This is a genomic window from Microbacterium sp. (assembly GCF_046295495.1).
GTDB lineage: Bacteria > Actinomycetota > Actinomycetes > Actinomycetales > Microbacteriaceae > Microbacterium.
This window is the reverse complement of record NZ_JBKBNC010000010.1, coordinates 1-17,642: the sequence shown is the minus strand read 5'-3', so window position 1 is coordinate 17,642 and position 17,642 is coordinate 1. Positions and strand designations below refer to the sequence as shown.

Here is a 17,642-nt window from a genome sequence, read left to right as displayed (position 1 = left end):
GGTGCCGGAGGGCCATCTTTTGAACGTTCAAATGACGGTTCGACAACGGTAAGGAACGGCGGGCCGCCGTGTCAAGCCGTTGTCGCGCGCCCTAGGCTGACGGTCTGGCCGGGGCGCGCGCCGGGGAGCGTCCGGGGTCGGATGCTGCCGGGACGACCCCGGACCGGTCGGCCCCGAAGGGTGGGCCGAGCGACCGCGGGGGAGGACAGACATGGCGAAGGCGCCGACCGTCGACGACGTCGCCCGCATCGCGGGCGTCTCGCGGCAGACCGTGTCGAACGTCGTGAACACCCCCGACATCGTGCGAGATGCCACGCGCCTGCGCGTCGAGGCCGCGATCGCCGAGCTCGGCTACCGCCCGCACGCGGCCGCCCGGCGCCTGCGCACCCGGCGCAGCTCGACCATCGGCATCCATCTCGATCCCTACGCGGGGGGCATCTCGGGCGTGGTGCTCGACCGGTTCGTGCACGCCCTCACCGAGCGCGCGGGGGAGCGCGACATGCGCGTGCTGCTGTACGCCGCGCGCACGCTCGAGGAGGAGATCGCCCGGCTCGGGGATCTGCTCGAGGGGGGAGAAGTGGATGCCGTCGTGGTCACCGGCACGTTCCACGGCGACCCGCGCACCGGCTGGCTGATGGACCGGGGACTGCCGTTCGTGTCGTTCGGGCGGCCGTGGGGCGAGGACGACGTGGAAGCGCCCGCGCACCTGTGGGTCGACGTCGACGGCGCCGCCGGGACGCGCGCCGCGACGCGGCATCTGCTCGACCGGGGTTCGTCGCGCATTGCCTTCCTGGGTTGGCCCTCGGGGTCGGGCACCGGCGACGAACGCGAGCGCGGATGGCGCGAGAGCGTCGCTTCGGGTCCCCGCTGGGTCGTGGAGGAGAACGTCGCGGCCGCCCGCGACGTCGTCGCCGCGGGGCTCGTCGCCGATCCCGGTGTGACGGGCATCGTCTGCGCGAGCGACTCCCTCGCCATCGGCGCCCACCTCGCCGTGACCCTCGCCGGCCGCCCCGACCTCCCCGTGATCGGCTTCGACAACACCCCGGCCGTCGAGGCGCTGGGCCTGTCGAGCGTGGAGCAGCTGCCCGAGCGGGTGGCATCCGGTGCCCTGGACCTGTTGATGGGCGAGAACGGCACGGTCGTCGCGCCGCGTGCGGCCACGGCGGGGGCGGCCCACGTGCTGGTGGAGCCGCGGCTCGTCGTGCGGTGAGCGCCTCGGCGCGAGCGGCTCAGGCGTGGCGGCCGATGCGGCGGGCGAGCTCGCGAGCGGTGTCGGCGGCGGCCGCGGCGAGGAGAACGGCATCGCGCTCGGGGCCTTCGACCGGCCAGGTGATCGCCACGGCCGCAGCCGGCCATCCGGTGTGATCGAGCACGGCGGCGGCGACGGAGCGGAAACCGGGTGTGACCTCGCCGTTCTCGCTCGCGTGGCCCCGCGCCCGCACGTCCCGCAGCAGCTCGCGCAGCGCGCGAGGGGTCGTGGGGCCCAGGCCGTGGCGCTCGGTGAGGGTCGTGGCATCCGGGAAGAGCGCGCGCACCTGCTCGCGGGGCAGGGCCGCCAGCATCGCTCGACCCGTCGCCGTGAGGTGGGCGGGAAGGCGCACGCCCACGTCGGTGACGAGCGCGGGGCGGCGCGGAGCGCGTTCCTCCACGATGTAGAGCACGTCGCGCCCGGCGAGGACGGCCAGGTGCGCGCTCTCGCCGACCCGGTCCGACAGCGCGGCGAGCAGAGGTCGCCCGAGTCGCGCGAGGGGCTGCTGCCGCGCGTAGCCGCCGCCGAGTTCGAAGGCCGCGGTGCCCAGGCCCCAGCGCCGATCGCCGGGGAGGTGCACGACGTAGCCGTGCTGCTCCAGCGTCGCGAGCAGGTGGTACGTGCTCGAGCGCGGGATGCCGAGCGCCGACGCGATCGTCTGCGCGGCGACCGGGCCGGGCTGGCGCGCGAGCAGCGACAGGATCCGCAGCGTCTGATCGGCGGCGGGCACCTGCGGTCGCGGAATGTCTGGCATGACAGACACAGGATGCCACGCGCCGGTCGTGGCGGGCACCCCGGCGCGGTGGAATCGGCGTATGAACGCGAGCGTCACCATCGGATCCACCCCCCTCACCCCGCGGGAGGTCGTCGACGTCGCCCGCCACGGCGCCCAGGTGAGCGTGGACGCCGACGCCCTGCGGCGGGTGGCCGACACGCGCACGCTCATCGAGGGACTCGCCGACGACCCGCAGCCGCACTACGGGATCTCGACCGGCTTCGGCGCCCTCGCCACGACCTTCATCGCCGAGGACCGCCGTGCGCAGCTGCAGGCGAGCCTCATCCGCTCGCACGCCGCGGGAACCGGCGACGAGGTCGAGCGCGAGGTCGTACGCGCGCTCATGCTGCTGCGCCTGCAGACCCTGGCGACCGGTCGCACCGGGGTGCGCCCCGTGGTCGTCGAGACCTACGCCGCGCTGCTGAACGCCGGGATCACGCCGGTCGTCCGCGAGTACGGCTCGCTCGGCTGCTCGGGCGACCTCGCGCCGCTCTCGCACGTGGCACTCGCGGTGATGGGGGAGGGCGAGGTGCGCGACGCCGAGGGCCGAGCGCGAGCCGCCGCCGACGCCCTCGCCGCCGCCGGGATCGCCCCGGTCGCCCTCCGGGAGAAAGAGGGACTCGCCCTCATCAACGGCACCGACGGCATGCTCGGGATGCTGCTGCTCGCCCTGCACGACCTCGAGCTCCTGCTGACGACCGCCGACGTCTCGGCCGCGATCTCGATCGAGTCGCAGCTCGGCACCGACGCGGTCTTCGCGGCCGACCTGATGGCCCTGCGTCCGCAGCTCGGGCAGGCGGCCTCGGCCGCGAACCTGCGCGCGCTGCTGGCCGGCTCGCCGATCGTCGCGAGTCATCGCGGTCCCGAGTGCACGCGGGTGCAGGACGCGTACTCGCTGCGCTGCGCCCCGCAGGTGCACGGCGCGGCGCGCGACACGCTGGACCACGCGGCGCAGGTCGCCGAGCGCGAACTCTCCTCGGCGGTGGACAACCCGGTCGTCACCGTCGATGGACGCGTCGAGTCGAACGGCAACTTCCACGGCGCGCCCGTCGCCTACGTGCTGGACTTCCTCGCGATCGCCGTGGCCGACGTGGCATCCATGTCGGAGCGGCGGACCGACCGCGCCCTCGACGCGGCCCGCAGCAACGGCCTGCCCCCGTTCCTCGCCGCCGAGGTGGGGGTCGACTCGGGGCTCATGATCGCGCAGTACGCCGCGGCCGGCATCGTGTCGGAGCTGAAGCGCCTCGCCGCCCCCGCGTCGGTGGACTCGATCCCCTCGAGCGCCATGCAGGAAGACCACGTCTCGATGGGCTGGGCCGGCGCCCGCAAGCTCCGCCGCGCGATCGACGGGCTCGCGCGCGTGCTCGCGATCGAGGTGTTGACCGGATGCCGCGCCCTCGACCTGCGCGCCCCGCTCGAGCCCGCGCGGGCCACCGGCGCGGTCCGCGCGCTGGTGCGCACCCGCGTCGAGGGCCCCGGCCCCGACCGGTTCGTCTCGCCCGAGATCGAGGCCGTCACCGACCTCGTGCTCTCGGGGGCCGTCGCTGCGGCCGCCCTCACCCCGATCGAAGGAGATCGCGCATGACCGACGCCACGACGCAGGATCACGGCCGGGGAGCGGAGGCCGCCGTCTCGACGCCGGCTCCCGCCGCCCCCACATCCGCGGCAACCACCCCGCCCGCGCACGGCGCCGCGGCATCCACCGCCGCGCCCGCCCCCGCGGCATCCGTCCCGCCCGCGCCGGGACCCCGCGTCGTCCGCGCTGCCCGCGGCGCTCAGCGCACGGCCAAGAGCTGGGGCGCCGAGGCTGCGAAGCGCATGCTCATGAACAACCTCGACCCCGAGGTCGCCGAGCGCCCCGACGACCTCGTCGTGTACGGCGGGACGGGGAAGGCGGCCCGGTCGTGGGCGGCGTACGAGGCGATCGTGCGCACGCTCGACGAGCTCGAGCCCGACGAGACGCTGCTCGTGCAGTCGGGCAAGCCGGTGGGCGTCTTCCGGACGCACGAGTGGGCGCCGCGCGTGCTCATCGCCAACTCCAACCTGGTCGGGGACTGGGCGACGTGGCCCGAGTTCCGCCGCCTCGAAGAGCTGGGACTGACGATGTACGGCCAGATGACCGCCGGCTCGTGGATCTACATCGGAACGCAGGGGATCCTCCAGGGCACGTACGAGACCTTCGCCGCGGTCGCCCGTTCGCTCGGACGCGAGTCGCTCGCCGGCACCCTCACCCTCACCGCCGGCTGCGGCGGCATGGGCGGTGCGCAGCCGCTCGCCGTGACGATGAACGGCGGGGCGGTGCTCATCGTCGACGTCGACCGGTCGCGGCTCGATCGCCGCGTCGCGCACGGCTACCTCGACGAGGTCGCCGACGACCTCGACGCCGCGATCGCGCGGGTCACCGCCGCACGCGAGGCGGGTGAGGCGCTGTCGGTGGGCGTGGAGGGCAACGCGGCCGAGGTCTTCCCGGAGCTGCGGGAGCGCGGCATCCCGATCGACGTCGTCACCGATCAGACGAGCGCGCACGATCCGCTGTCGTACCTCCCCGTCGGCGTCACGGTCGACGAGTGGGCCGCCGCGGCCGCGCGAGACCCGGAGGAGTTCACGCGCCGCTCGCGCGAGAGCATGGCGACGCACGTGCGCGCGATGGTGGAGTTCCAGGATGCCGGGGCGGCGGTGTTCGACTACGGCAACTCGATCCGTCGCGAGGCGGAACTCGGCGGCTACGATCGCGCCTTCGCGTTTCCGGGCTTCGTGCCGGCCTACATCCGTCCGCTGTTCGCCGAGGGCAAGGGGCCGTTCCGCTGGGTGGCGCTCTCGGGCGACCCCGACGACATCGCCAAGACCGACCGGGCGGTCGCGGAGCTGTTCCCCCACGACACCGCCCTGCACCGGTGGCTCGACAAGGCCGGTTCGACGGTGCGGTTCGAGGGGCTCCCCGCCCGCATCTGCTGGCTCGGCTACCGAGAGCGTCATCTCGCCGGCCTGCGGTTCAACGAGATGGTCGCCGCGGGCGAGCTCTCGGGGCCGATCGTGATCGGGCGCGACCACCTCGACGCGGGAAGCGTCGCCTCGCCCTACCGCGAGACCGAGGCGATGGCCGACGGCTCCGACGCGATCGCCGACTGGCCGCTGCTCAACGCCCTGCTGAACACCGCGAGCGGGGCGTCGTGGGTGTCGATCCACCACGGCGGGGGCGTCGGCATCGGCCGGAGCATCCACGCGGGTCAGGTGTGCGTCGCCGACGGCTCCACCCTCGCCGCCGAGAAGCTCGCGCGCGTGCTCGTGAACGACCCGGGAACCGGCGTCATGCGCCACGTGGATGCCGGGTACGAGCGTGCCCGCGAGGTCGCCGCCGAGCGCGGACTGACGGTGCCGATGCCGTGAGCACCTTGCTGCTGACCAACATCGGCGAGCTGACGACGAACGTCGCCGGCGGCGGGGTCTCCGCCGTTCGAGGCGGGGCGACGCGCGACGCGAGGGGCGACGCGACGCGCGGCACCGCCGACGGCGACCCCTGCGGCACCCTCCGCGATGCGGCGGTGCTCGTGCGGGAGGGGCGCGTGGCGTGGGTCGGCTCGATGGATGCCGCTCCCGGCGGGAACGTGCGAGCGGGTGACGCGCCGACGGATCACGCGTCGATGAGAGACGCCCCCGTCGTCGTCGACGCCGGCGGGCGGGCTGTTCTGCCGGGCTTCGTCGACAGTCATACGCACCTGGTCTTCGCCGGGGATCGCGCGGCCGAGTTCGAGGCGCGGATGGCGGGGGAGCGGTATGCCGCCGGGGGCATACGCACGACCGTGGCGGCGACGCGCGCGGCCTCCGATGAGGAGCTGCGGGCGGGGGTGGCCGCACTCGTCGCCGAGTGCCGGGGGCAGGGCACCACGACCCTCGAGGTGAAGACCGGGTACGGGCTCGACGTGGAGTCCGAGACGCGCCTCGCACGACTTGCGGCCGAGGTCACCGAGGAGGTCACCTTCCTCGGCGCGCACGTCGTCCCGCCCGCGTTCGCGGGGCGTGCCGACGCGTACGTCGACATGGTCGCGGGTGAGATGCTCGCGGCCGTCGCTCCGTTCTCGCGATGGATCGACGTGTTCTGCGAGGACGGCGCGTTCACCGCCGACCAGGGGAGGCGTGTGCTCGAGGCGGGTCGCGCGGCGGGCCTCGGCATCCGGGTGCACGGCAACCAGCTCGGCTACGGGGAGGGGGTGGCCCTCGCCGTCGAGCTGGGCGCAGCGGCCGTCGACCACTGCACGTACCTCTCCGACGACGACGTGCGCTCGCTCGCGGGCTCTGAGACGGTTGCGACACTGCTGCCGGGCGTGGAGTTCTCGACGCGCCAGCCGTATCCCGACGCGCGGCGACTTCTCGACGCGGGCGTCACCGTGGCACTCGCGAGCGACTGCAACCCGGGGTCGAGCTTCACCAGCTCGATGCCGCTCGTGATCGCGCTCGCCGTGCGCGAGATGGGCATGACGACGGCGGAGGCGGTGTGGGCCGCGACCGCGGGCGGCGCGCGCGCCCTCCGGCGCACCGACATCGGCGTCGTCGCCGCGGGAGCCCGTGCCGACCTCGTGCTGCTCGACGCCCCGACGCGCGCGCACCTGGCCTATCGACCCGGCGTCCCGCTCGTGGACCGGGTGTGGAAGGACGGCGTCGAGGTCGGAGTGGCGACGGGGGCGTGACCCGCAGCGAGCAGCGGGGAGCGCGGCGGGATGCCGGAGCGGCCGCGTACGCGCCGCCGGTCAGGGCGTGTAGAGCTCGAACTCGTCGGGCGGCACGGCATCCACGTCGTCCCACGTGCCGTCGTTCCACGTGAAGACGGCCACGGCGCACGTGACCATGCGCTCGTCGCGGTCGGCCAGACGCGACACGAGCGCGCTCATCCCCGGGTCGTGCGCGACCACCATGACCTCGTCGACCCCCGCGGCGCGGGCGGCGGCGAGCAGGGTCGCGGGTTCCGCGAGGTAGAGCTCGGGCTGTTCGGTGACGTCGGCGTCGAAAGCGCGCGCGAACGCCTCCGCGGTCTCCCGCGCCCGGCGGGCCGTGCTCGCGAGCACCACCTCGGGTCGCACGCCGGCGCGCAGCACGGTGCGCGCCATCGCGGGCGCATCGCGGCGGCCGCGGGCGTTGAGCGGGCGGTCGTGGTCGTCGAGGCCCTCGTCGGCCCAGTCCGATTTCGCGTGTCGCGCGAGCACGAGTTGGATCATCGTCTTTCCGCCAATCCTGCCAGGAGCTCCAGAACGCACAGGGCGGCGAGTCGCACCGTGCGGGCGTCGGCGGTGTCTGCCGTGGCATCCACCTCGACGATGTCGGCGCTGCGCACGCCGGGGTCTCGGGCGAGCCCGCGCACGAGGGCGCGCAGCTCCCAGGCGGCGAGCCCGCCCGGGACGCTCGCGGGGCATCCGGGGGCGACAGCCCGATCGCAGACGTCGACGTCGATGTCGACGTGGATGCCACCGCCGTCCGCTGCGCGGGGGGTGAGGCCGCTGTCGTCGGTGCGGGTGCGGGTGCGGGTGCGGGTGTCGGGGCTGGGGGCTCTGCCGGCACCGTCGTCGCCGGCCCCGGTGCGGTCGCCGTCGTCGGGCACTTCGTCGTCGCCCGCGTGACCGTCGCCCGCGTGACCGTCGCCCGCGTGACCGCCGCCCGCGTCGCCGCCGCCCGCGATGGACAGCGCCTGCGCCACGACGTCGTCGATTCCCCGCCTGCGTACCTCGTCGAGCGTGATGACGGTAATGCCCGCGTCGAGGGCACGCCGTGCGTAGACGGCGGAGTTGGCGAAGTCGGCGATGCCGATCTGTACGATGCGACGTGGGTCGAGGCCGTCGGCGATGAGCCGGCGCACGGGGGAGCCGTTGGATTCTCCGTCGCGCAGGTCGAAGTGGGCGTCGAGCGTCACCAGCCCGCGGGCACCGCGGCCCTGGGCGACGGCATAGGTCGCGGAGTTGTCGCCGCCGAGGGCGATGACGAGGCGTGCCGCATCGAGGGCGGCGACGGCGGAGCGCACGCGCGCTTCCCCCTCTCGACCGTCGGGCTCGCTGACGTCGCCGGCGTCGGCGATCCGCAGGATGTCGTTCAGATCGCGAGGGGGCGGTCCGAGGAGCGTCGGCGAGAAGCGGCGCAGCGCCTCCCGCACGGTCGCCGGCGTCGTGTCGGCACCGGTCGGCGACAGGGAGGTGCGCCACGCCGGGACACCCAGCAGCACGGCATCGGGGCGGTCGCTCGGCGGCGGCCAGTCGCCGGCGCGGGGCCACAGCGGATCGACGGACAGGGCGTTCATACGGCCACGTAGACCCAGGCGCGCCGACCGCTCGCGAGCACGACCGACGTGCGGCGATACAGGGCCACCTCGTATTCGTCGGCCGCGTCGAGCTCTTCCGGGGTGAGGGTCAGCACGCGGCCGAACACGCGGTCGCGAGGGTCGTCGGTGCGGCGGAGGATGGGGTGCTCGTTGAGGCCGGACAGCTGCGCGACCCGTTCGTCGCCCACGTCGATCCATTCCAGGCGGTGACCCGGGAGGGCGTCTTCCTCTCCCTCGACGCGGCGGCCGAAGGTGTCCAGCTGCACGTCGGGCAGCTGGAGCGTCCCGTAGGTGAAGAGGGACTCCGGCCCTGAACCGTCGCTCACGGGCCCAGGCTATCGACCCCGACGGGTCGTGGGGCGGTGCGACGCGAATCGTTCCGGGGCGGGCGGCGCGTCCCGAACCACGACCCGATGCGCGTGGAGGTCGCCGCGCGTGTCACAGCCGCCTCACGCCCCCCACACGAAGTGCGCCACCGTGAAGATCACGAGGCCCGCGAGGGCGCCGACGATCGTGCCGTTGAGGCGGATGTACTGCAGGTCGCGCCCGACCATGAGCTCGATCTTCTCGGTGGTCTCCTCGGCATCCCACCTCTCGACCGTGTCGGTGATGATCGAGGCGATCTCGTGGCGGTAGCGGCCCACGACGAAGACGGCGGCATCGGTGATCCAGCCGTCGACGCGCTTCTGCAGGGTCTCGTCGTGCTGCAGACGCTCACCCACCTCCGAGAGGGCCGTGGACGCACGGCGACGCAGAGCACTGTCGGGATCGGCGAGGGAGCGCAGCAGCCCGGCCTTTGCGGTGTTCCACGCGTCGGCCGCGAGCTGGCGCACGCGGGGGCTGTCGAACACGGCCGCCTTGGCCTCTTCCAGACGCACCATGGTGGCGGGGTCGTGCTGCAGATTGTCGGCCAGTCGCACGAGGTAGCCGTCGATCGCGCCGCGCGCCTGGTGCCGGGGATCCGCGCGGACGGCGTCGACGAACTGCACGGCCTCGCGGTACACGGTGTCGTCGACGAGGCGCGTGGCCATGCTCGGGACCCACGCCGGCAGGCGTCGGGAGACGAGCCCCTGGAAGGTGTCGCGATTGTTGCCCAGCCAGACGGCGATGTTGTCGAGCGCGAGGTCGACGGCGCCGTGATGCGCGCCCGAGCCGACCACGCGCTGGAGCCATCCGCCGAGGGAGGGGCCCCAGTCGGGGGAGAGCAGGTGCTCGCGCGCGAGGTCTTCGATGAGGCCCTGCACGTCGTCATCGTCGAGCGCGGTGAGCACGCTCGCGGCGAGTGTCGCGCCCTCGGCCGCCACGCGTTCGGCGTGTGCGGGCTCGGCGAGCCAGGCACCCGCGCGGGCCGACAGCGGCGTCGACTCGAGCTTCGTGCGCACCACGTCGCTCTCGAGGAAGTTCGTCTCGACGAACTCGCCCAGCTGGCGACCGATCTCGTCTTTGCGTCTCGGGATGATCGCGGTGTGCGGGATGGGAAGGCCGAGCGGGTGCCGGAACAGCGCCGTCACCGCGAACCAGTCAGCCAGCGCACCCACCATGCCGCCCTCGGCGGCAGCCCGGACGTACTGCAGCCACTCGACCTCGCGCTGCAACGAGAACGAGACGGCGAAGACGAGCGCCATGCCGAGCAGCGCGCCGAGCGCCACGCCTTTCATGACCCGCAGCGCGCGGCGCCGCTCTTGATCGGCCGGGCTGAGCGTGGCCGTGGGGGTGCGCGCCATCAGGAGCTCACCGGTCCGAGCCAGGCGGCCGCGACGGTGGAGTGGGCGGACTCGGGGTCGGAGGGGTGGAACATCCCGGCCAACACGTCGCGGTAAAGACGGCTCAGCTCGTTGCGCGAGAAGTACGCCGACCCGCCGCCGACGAGGATCGCGTCGTCGACCACAGCCTTGGCCATCGTGACGGCGCGGTGTTTCACGCCGGCGAGCAGCGAGAACCAGCGGCCGCCGTGGTCGGTCGCCGCGTCGACGTCGTGCGCCAGAGCCGCCAGTTGCGGGGGCAGGGCGTCGTACGCGAGGGCCATGTCGGCCACACGCCAGCGGATGTCGGGGTCGTCGGCGTACGTGGCGCCCGTCTTCTTCGATCGACGCGAGGTCGCCGCCTCGACGGCGAGGTCGATCGCCCGTCGCGCGATGCCGGTGTAGACCGACGCCAGCAGGATCTCGAACACCGCGAAGATGCCGAACACGAACGGGTCGGGCTGCGGACCGGGATCGAGTCGGCGCACGACGCGATCAGCCCGGGCGTGCGCGCCGCGCAGCTCGGTGGTGCGGCTCTGGGTGCCGCGCATGCCGAGGGTGTCCCAGTCGTCGCGCGAGACGACCGTCTCGTCGCGGTCGACGAAGGCGAACACCATCTTGGGCGCGTCGGCCGAGGTGGTGTCGAGGCCGTGGACGCCCAGGTGGTCCCACGCGGGGGAGAGCGACGTGAAGATCTTCGTACCGGTGAAGCGGTACCCGCCCTCGCCATCGGGTTCGGCCGCGGTGTCGCTGCCGAACAGCACGAGGTCGTTACCCGCTTCGCTGACGCCGAACGCGAACACCTCTCCCGCCGCGGCGCCCGCCTCGACGAAGGCGAGGTCGTCGATGCCACGGTCGCGCAGCACCTTCGCCACGCCCGTCCAGACGAGATGCATGTTCACCGCGAGCGCCGTCGCCGGTGCCGCCCCCGCCAGCCGCTGCTGCAACACGGATGCCTCGGCGAGGGTGAGCCCCGCCCCGCCCCGCTCCGTCGGAACGAGGATGGCGAGATACCCCGCCGCGCGCAGGTCGTCGAGGTCGTCGTGCGGGAACGTGTTCTCGCGGTCGTGCACGGCCGCCCGGTCGCGGATGCGCGCGAGGAGATCGTCGGGCAGATACCGAGCCGGATCGAACGAGGTCATGGCATCCATTCTGCTCGGCACCACCGACATCGCGGGCCGGGGGTGACAGCGGGGCCGCGAACCGGCAGGGGGTCGACGTTGTGGAGGAGTGGTGCGCGAGCCTCGTGCGCGCCCCCTCCCCCCTCGAATGACCGCAACAGGGCCGTCGGCTCCGGATCGCCCCCAGAATGGATGCCATGATCTCGACCGAGATGGCGCTGGCGTTGCGTGAGGCCGGCCTGGTGTGGCATCCGATTTCCGGCGACCGCTTCCAGCTCGACGAGCCCGAGTTCGAGGCGGACGTGTTCACGGTGAGCGACATGACGGTCGAACCGCGTGACTATCCGACCGGGCGCATCCTCGCGTTCAACGGCACGACGGAGTGGGCGCTGGATTCCGTCGCGACCGAGGACGCGCTGTGGCTGCCGTCGGAGTCGCAGCTGCGCGAGCTCCTTCGCGCGACGTTCCGCTCGCTCCGGCGTCTGTCCGACACGTACGAGGTGGAGATCGCGGTGGGCGGGGCGACGCTGGTGTTCGACCACCCCGCGCCCGCCGACGCGTACGCGCTCGCCGTGCTGGAGCTGCTCCGCCGCACCCACTGACGGCACCGCCGCCGGCTCGCCCGCTGTCACGGCGGCGGTCCGGCGACGCATCCGTGGAGGGGATGCCGGCACGCCCGGCATCCGCTCAGGTGATGGTCGGGACCGGCTCGGTATCGGGGATGGGGCTGGCGTCGCGGTGCCGGAGGTCGGGGAAGCCGCGCACGAAGACGGCTGAGACGATGAACCCGGCCACGGCGAAGCCCGCGGCGGCGACGTAGGCACCCGTGGGGCCGACCCCGTCGACGAGGAAGCCTGCCACGGCCGACCCCGCGGCCGCGCCGATCAGCTGGCCGGTGCCGATCCAGCCGTAGGCCTCGGCGGTCTCGCTGAAGCGGACGCTCGCCGAGGTCATCGCGAACATCACCGCGAGGGCGGGCGCGATACCGGCGCCCGCGACCAGGAGGGTGGCGCCGAGCCACCACGCGTTGAGCGAGACGATGGTGAGCGAGAGTCCGAGGGCGACGATCGCGAAACGGCGCGCCATGGCCCACGGTCCGATGGGGATGTGCCCGAACGACAGTCCGCCCGCGAGGCTGCCGACGGCGAACACGGCGAGGACGAGCCCGGCCTCGAGCCCACCGTGGTCGAAGGTGGCGACCACACCCGCCTCGACCGCGGCGCATGCGCCGATGAGGAGGAACCCCGTGGCGGTGGCCAGGACGACCGGTGGTTTGCTGAGCACGCGGCCGAGGCCGCGACGGCTGCGGGGGATGCGCACGCGGCCGACCTCGGGGCTCAGGATGAACCACGCGCCGCCGCCGATGAGGATGACGACCACCAGCAGGAGGCCCGGGACGGTGCCGATCTGCGTGGCCACGAGCGTGATGAGCACGGGTGCGAGCACCCAGATGATCTCCTGCAGCGAGGCGTCGAGCGAGTACAGGGGCGTGAGCTGTTTCGAGGGCACCATCTTGGGGTAGATGGTGCGCACGGCCGATTGGACCGGCGGTGTCGAGAGCCCGGCGACGAGTCCGAGCGTCATGTAGAGCGGGAGCGGCATCTCGATGAGGGCGAGGGTGGCGATCGCCGCGGCGCACACGAGCAGCGTCACCGTGAGGACGCGACGCATGCCCCAGCGGCCCATCCAGCGGCTCGTGACCGGACCGGCGACGGCCTGCCCGATGCTGGTGGCCGCGAGGACGAGACCGGCCGCGCCGTACGAGCCCGTGACGTGCTCGATGTGCAGGAGCACGGCGAGACTCGTCATGCCATTGGGAAAGCGCGCCGTCAGCTGCGCGGCGATGATGCGCCCCACGCCAGGGGTTCTGAGGAGTTCGCGGTAGCCGGCCACCGCACAACGCTACAGCCGACCTCGGACATGCGGTGAGCGGGAGTGGACGCGGTCGAAGCGACACGCCGCGACACGCCGACGGGTGTTTTGCCCGGCCTGTGCAATGTCGGAACCCCCGTCTAGCTTCCGATCTGTGGACAGAAGGCGACGGCTGCCGCGACAACCGCGGAATCGCGCTTGTTAACACCACGCCGAAAGGGGGTCGATCTGTGGATGAAATCGTGGACAACCTGTGTTGTACCTGGGGAGAGACGGTGGAAAATCACACGGATGTAACTACTACCCCTTGTGGTGCCTTCCGATGTCCGCACCCATATGTAGTATTGAGGTCCCGGCGAGCGCAGCCCGTCCGGACGACGATTTTCCAGGGGAGAGAGAGAACGACATGGCGATCACGGTCTACACCAAGCCGTCTTGCGTCCAGTGCACCGCGACCTATCGCGCACTCGACTCGAAGGGCATCGAGTACAACGTGCTCGACCTGTCCGAAGACCCGTCGGCGCTCGAGCAGGTCAAGTCGCTCGGGTACCTGCAGGCACCCGTCGTCATCACCGACGAAGACCACTGGTCGGGCTTCCGCCCCGACAAGATCGACGAGCTCGCGTCGCGCCTCGCCTGATCCGGCGACACGCTCTTCGACCCCCGTCATGAGCGCTGTCATGTCGGCGACCGAGGCTCCGCTGCTGGTCTATTTCTCGAGCGTGTCGGGCAACACGGCACGTTTCATCGAGAAGCTCGGCAAGCGGGCCGTGCGTATTCCGCTCCGGCCGACCGATCCGCCCCTGCACGTCGATGAGCCCTTCGTGCTGGTCACCCCCACATACGGCGGGGGTGCCGGCCGGGGCGTCGAGAAGGGCGCGGTCCCCAAGCAGGTCATCCGGTTCCTCAACGAGGAGCGGAACCGACGCAATATCCGCGGGGTCATCTCCGCGGGTAACACGAACTTCGGCGATGCGTTCTGCCTCGCCGGCGACATCGTCGCGCGCAAGTGCGCGGTGCCGCACCTATACCGGCTGGAAGTTTTCGGCACCCCCGACGACGTCGAGCGGGTCACCGAGGGATTGGAACGATGGTGGAAGTTGAGCTGACCGACGTGGACTTCAAGACAGAGGCGCGTTTCGAAGGGCTGGATTATCACGCCCTCAACGCGATGCTGAATCTGTACGACGCCGACGGCAAGATCCAGTTCGACGCCGACAAGCGCGCCGCGCGGGAGTACTTCCTGCAGCACGTCAACCAGAACACCGTGTTCTTCCACTCGCTCAAGGAGCGCCTCGACTACCTCGTCGAGAAGGAGTACTACGAGCCCACCGTGCTCGCGAAGTACTCGATGGAGTTCATCCAGGAGTTGAACGACCGTGCCTACGGCGCCAAGTTCCGCTTCGAGACCTTCCTCGGCGCGTTCAAGTACTACACGAGCTACACGCTGAAGACCTTCGACGGCAAGCGATACCTGGAGCGCTTCGAGGACCGCGTCGTCATGACGGCCCTCGCGCTCGCCGACGGCGATCAGCGCCTCGCCGTGCAGCTCGTCGACGAGATCATCTCGGGTCGCTTCCAGCCCGCGACCCCCACCTTCCTCAACGCGGGCAAGGCCCAGCGCGGCGAGCTCGTGTCGTGCTTCCTGCTGCGCATCGAAGACAACATGGAGTCGATCGCCCGCGGCATCAACTCCGCCCTGCAGCTGTCCAAGCGCGGCGGCGGCGTCGCCCTGCTGCTGTCGAACATCCGCGAGGCGGGTGCGCCGATCAAGCAGATCGAGAACCAGTCCTCGGGCATCATCCCCGTGATGAAGCTCCTCGAAGACAGCTTCAGCTACGCCAACCAGCTGGGTGCCCGTCAGGGCGCCGGCGCGGTGTACCTCAACGCGCACCACCCCGACATCCTGCGCTTCCTCGACACCAAGCGCGAGAACGCCGACGAGAAGATCCGCATCAAGACCCTGTCGCTGGGTGTCGTCATCCCCGACATCACGTTCGAGCTCGCCAAGAACGGCGAGGACATGTACCTCTTCTCCCCGTACGACGTCGAGAAGGTCTACAAGAAGCCGTTCGGCGACATCTCGGTCACCGAGAAGTACCGCGAGATGGTCGATGACCCGCGCATCAAGAAGACGAAGATCAACGCGCGCGAGTTCTTCCAGACCCTCGCCGAGATCCAGTTCGAGTCGGGCTACCCGTACATCATGTTCGAGGACACGGTGAACAAGGCCAACCCGATCGCCGGCCGCATCAACATGTCGAACCTGTGCTCGGAGATCCTCCAGGTCAACACGCCCACGACGTACAACGAGGACCTCTCGTATGACGCCATCGGCAAGGACATCTCCTGCAACCTCGGGTCGATGAACATCGCTCTGGCGATGGACGGTCGCGACCTCGGCCTCACCGTCGAGACCGCGATCCGTGCGCTCACCGCGGTCAGCGACCAGAGCCACATCGCCTCCGTGCGTTCGATCGAAGACGGCAACGACCGCTCCCACGCGATCGGCCTCGGCCAGATGAACCTGCACGGCTACCTCGCCCGGGAGCACGTCTACTACGGCTCCGACGAGGGCATCGACTTCACGAACATCTACTTCTACACGGTGCTCTTCCACGCGCTGCGGGCCTCGAACCGCCTCGCGATCGAGCGCGGCACCGCCTTCGACGGCTTCGAGAACTCCACGTACGCCTCGGGCGAGTTCTTCGACAAGTACACCGACCAGGTGTGGGCACCCGAGACCGCGAAGGCGAAGGAGCTGTTCGCCGGCATCCAGATCCCCACGCAGGACGACTGGCGCGAGCTCAAGGCCTCGGTGCAGGCGCACGGTATCTACAACCAGAACCTGCAGGCCGTGCCCCCGACCGGCTCGATCTCGTACATCAACAACTCCACGAGCTCGATCCACCCGATCGCCTCGAAGATCGAGATCCGCAAGGAAGGCAAGCTCGGTCGCGTCTACTACCCGGCGCCGTTCATGACGAACGAGAACCTGGAGTACTACCAGGACGCGTATGAGATCGGCTACGAGAAGGTCATCGACACGTACGCCGCCGCGACGCAGCACGTCGACCAGGGCCTGTCGCTGACGCTGTTCTTCAAGGACACCGTCACCACCCGCGACATCAACAAGGCCCAGATCTACGCGTGGCGCAAGGGCATCAAGACCATCTACTACATCCGTCTGCGTCAGCTGGCGCTCGAGGGCACCGACATGACCGAGTGCGTCTCGTGCATGCTCTGAGCCGCTGACCATCCACCGATAGAGGACGCAGGAACGCCATGGCTGAGAAGCTGCAGCTGCTGAACCACGTGCAGGCCATCAACTGGAACCGCATCCAAGACGACAAAGACCTCGAGGTCTGGAACCGTCTGGTGAACAACTTCTGGCTCCCCGAGAAGGTGCCGCTGTCGAACGACATCCAGTCGTGGAACACGCTCACCCCCGAGGAGCAGACCCTCACCATGCGCGTGTTCACGGGGCTCACGCTCCTCGACACGATCCAGGGCACGGTCGGCGCGGTCTCGCTCATCCCCGACGCGATCACCCCGCACGAGGAGGCCGTCTACACGAACATCGCGTTCATGGAGTCGGTGCACGCCAAGAGCTACTCGTCGATCTTCTCGACGCTGTGCTCGACGAAGGAGATCGACGAGGCCTTCCGCTGGTCGACCGAGAACGAGTTCCTTCAGAAGAAGGCGCGCATCGTCATGGACTACTACCGTGGCGACGACCCGCTCAAGCGCAAGGTCGCCTCGACCCTGCTGGAGTCGTTCCTCTTCTACTCGGGCTTCTACTTGCCGATGCACTGGTCGAGCCGGGCGAAGCTCACCAACACGGCCGACCTGATCCGCCTCATCATCCGCGACGAGGCCGTGCACGGCTACTACATCGGCTACAAGTTCCAGCGTGGACTGGAGACCGTCAGCGAGGAGCGTCGCCAGGACATCAAGGACTACACGTTCTCGCTGATGTACGAGCTCTACGACAACGAGGTGGGCTACACCCAGAGCCTCTACGACTCGGTCGGCCTGAGCGAGGACGTCAAGAAGTTCCTGCACTACAACGCCAACAAGGCGCTGATGAACCTCGGCTACGAGGCGATGTTCCCGTCGTCGCTGACGAACGTGAACCCGGCGATCCTGTCGGCGCTCTCGCCCAATGCCGACGAGAACCACGACTTCTTCAGTGGCTCGGGCTCGTCGTACGTCATCGGCAAGGCCGAGGCGACGGAAGACGACGACTGGGACTTCTGATCCGGTCACGCTGAAGGCCCCGCACGGATGACCGTGCGGGGCTTTTCGCTGTGTGCGCCGTGCCGGACTCCGGACATCTCGCGGCCCGGAACGGTGAAACCGCGGTCTTCGCCGTCCGCGGCGCGATTTCTCCGGAGTCCGGCCCGGAGCATCGCATCGGGTCGCTCGCCGCGTCGGTCCGACGCGTTCCGCCGGCCCGCAGCGTTCCGCCGGTCCGAAGCGTCGCGCCGGCCTGCAACATCGCGTCTGCTCGTGCGCCCCGCCGGTCCGAGGCCCCGTGCCGCCCCACTCGTCACGCCCGCTCGCGCGTCGCGCCAACCCG

16 protein-coding genes are annotated in these 17,642 nt (G+C 71.0%); 9 read left to right on the top strand and 7 right to left on the bottom strand.

Annotated elements, in window-relative coordinates:
• Positions 1 to 211: 211 nt before the first annotated feature.
• Positions 212 to 1,210, top strand: a complete 999-nt coding sequence (locus ACK4LS_RS05825; protein WP_409714558.1) for a LacI family DNA-binding transcriptional regulator — start codon at positions 212 to 214, stop codon at positions 1,208 to 1,210.
• A 19-nt stretch (positions 1,211 to 1,229) separates the two neighbouring features.
• Here ACK4LS_RS05825 and ACK4LS_RS05820 read toward each other — a convergent pair whose 3' ends face one another.
• Positions 1,230 to 2,003, bottom strand: a complete 774-nt coding sequence (locus tag ACK4LS_RS05820; protein WP_409714555.1) for an IclR family transcriptional regulator — start codon at positions 2,001 to 2,003, stop codon at positions 1,230 to 1,232.
• A 61-nt stretch (positions 2,004 to 2,064) separates the two neighbouring features.
• On the opposite strand from ACK4LS_RS05820, the gene hutH reads away from it, so the two are divergent.
• Genes hutH through hutI form a run of 3 tightly spaced genes read left to right on the top strand, consistent with a single transcriptional unit; the run spans position 2,065 to position 6,709 of the window.
• Complete coding sequence (gene hutH / locus ACK4LS_RS05815) at positions 2,065 to 3,609, top strand: histidine ammonia-lyase (protein WP_409714552.1); 1,545 nt, start codon at positions 2,065 to 2,067, stop codon at positions 3,607 to 3,609.
• Complete coding sequence (locus tag ACK4LS_RS05810) at positions 3,606 to 5,411, top strand: urocanate hydratase (RefSeq protein ID WP_409714549.1); 1,806 nt, start codon at positions 3,606 to 3,608, stop codon at positions 5,409 to 5,411. The genes hutH and ACK4LS_RS05810 overlap by 4 nt, the downstream gene beginning before the upstream one ends.
• Entirely contained in the window at positions 5,408 to 6,709 is a 1,302-nt protein-coding gene (gene hutI / locus ACK4LS_RS05805) for an imidazolonepropionase (protein WP_409714546.1), read from the top strand. The genes ACK4LS_RS05810 and hutI overlap by 4 nt, the downstream gene beginning before the upstream one ends.
• A 60-nt stretch (positions 6,710 to 6,769) precedes the next feature.
• Here hutI and ACK4LS_RS05800 read toward each other — a convergent pair whose 3' ends face one another.
• The 5 genes from ACK4LS_RS05800 to ACK4LS_RS05780 all read right to left on the bottom strand — a co-directional run bounded on the left by ACK4LS_RS05800 (position 6,770) and on the right by ACK4LS_RS05780 (position 11,209).
• Positions 6,770 to 7,222 (bottom strand): SixA phosphatase family protein, encoded by a 453-nt coding sequence (locus ACK4LS_RS05800; protein WP_409714543.1) that lies wholly within the window; start codon positions 7,220 to 7,222, stop codon positions 6,770 to 6,772.
• A gap of 8 nt (positions 7,223 to 7,230) precedes the next feature.
• The gene (locus ACK4LS_RS05795) at positions 7,231 to 8,304 is read right to left on the bottom strand and encodes an arginase family protein (protein ID WP_409714540.1); all 1,074 of its coding nucleotides are present in this window, start codon (positions 8,302 to 8,304) and stop codon (positions 7,231 to 7,233) included.
• On the bottom strand, positions 8,301 to 8,651 hold the full coding sequence (locus tag ACK4LS_RS05790; RefSeq protein ID WP_409714537.1) for a gamma-glutamylcyclotransferase family protein: 351 nt from the start codon (positions 8,649 to 8,651) through the stop codon (positions 8,301 to 8,303). The genes ACK4LS_RS05795 and ACK4LS_RS05790 overlap by 4 nt, the downstream gene beginning before the upstream one ends.
• Before the next feature lie 123 nt (positions 8,652 to 8,774).
• On the bottom strand, positions 8,775 to 10,049 hold the full coding sequence (locus tag ACK4LS_RS05785) for a DUF445 domain-containing protein (protein ID WP_409714534.1): 1,275 nt from the start codon (positions 10,047 to 10,049) through the stop codon (positions 8,775 to 8,777).
• Entirely contained in the window at positions 10,049 to 11,209 is a 1,161-nt protein-coding gene (locus tag ACK4LS_RS05780) for an acyl-CoA dehydrogenase family protein (protein WP_409714531.1), read from the bottom strand. The genes ACK4LS_RS05785 and ACK4LS_RS05780 overlap by 1 nt, the downstream gene beginning before the upstream one ends.
• A 176-nt stretch (positions 11,210 to 11,385) precedes the next feature.
• Between ACK4LS_RS05780 and ACK4LS_RS05775 the strand changes: the two genes are divergently transcribed.
• Complete coding sequence (locus tag ACK4LS_RS05775; RefSeq protein ID WP_409714528.1) at positions 11,386 to 11,790, top strand: pilus assembly protein CpaE; 405 nt, start codon at positions 11,386 to 11,388, stop codon at positions 11,788 to 11,790.
• An 85-nt stretch (positions 11,791 to 11,875) separates the two neighbouring features.
• Here ACK4LS_RS05775 and ACK4LS_RS05770 read toward each other — a convergent pair whose 3' ends face one another.
• Positions 11,876 to 13,081 (bottom strand): MFS transporter, encoded by a 1,206-nt coding sequence (locus ACK4LS_RS05770; protein WP_409714525.1) that lies wholly within the window; start codon positions 13,079 to 13,081, stop codon positions 11,876 to 11,878.
• 385 nt (positions 13,082 to 13,466) lie between these two features.
• On the opposite strand from ACK4LS_RS05770, the gene nrdH reads away from it, so the two are divergent.
• From nrdH to nrdF, 4 genes are read left to right on the top strand one after another with little or no spacing between them, the layout of a single operon-like run.
• A complete protein-coding gene (gene nrdH, locus ACK4LS_RS05765; protein WP_055838040.1) occupies positions 13,467 to 13,700 on the top strand; it encodes a glutaredoxin-like protein NrdH in 234 nt (77 codons plus the stop codon).
• Positions 13,701 to 13,728: 28 nt separating this feature from the next.
• Positions 13,729 to 14,169: a class Ib ribonucleoside-diphosphate reductase assembly flavoprotein NrdI gene (nrdI, locus tag ACK4LS_RS05760; protein WP_409714520.1), complete on the top strand. Its 441-nt coding sequence runs from the start codon at positions 13,729 to 13,731 to the stop codon at positions 14,167 to 14,169.
• A complete protein-coding gene (gene nrdE / locus ACK4LS_RS05755; protein WP_409714517.1) occupies positions 14,151 to 16,307 on the top strand; it encodes a class 1b ribonucleoside-diphosphate reductase subunit alpha in 2,157 nt (718 codons plus the stop codon). The genes nrdI and nrdE overlap by 19 nt, the downstream gene beginning before the upstream one ends.
• Positions 16,308 to 16,345: 38 nt before the next feature.
• Positions 16,346 to 17,320 (top strand): class 1b ribonucleoside-diphosphate reductase subunit beta, encoded by a 975-nt coding sequence (gene nrdF, locus ACK4LS_RS05750; RefSeq protein ID WP_409714514.1) that lies wholly within the window; start codon positions 16,346 to 16,348, stop codon positions 17,318 to 17,320.
• Positions 17,321 to 17,642 lie beyond the last annotated feature (322 nt).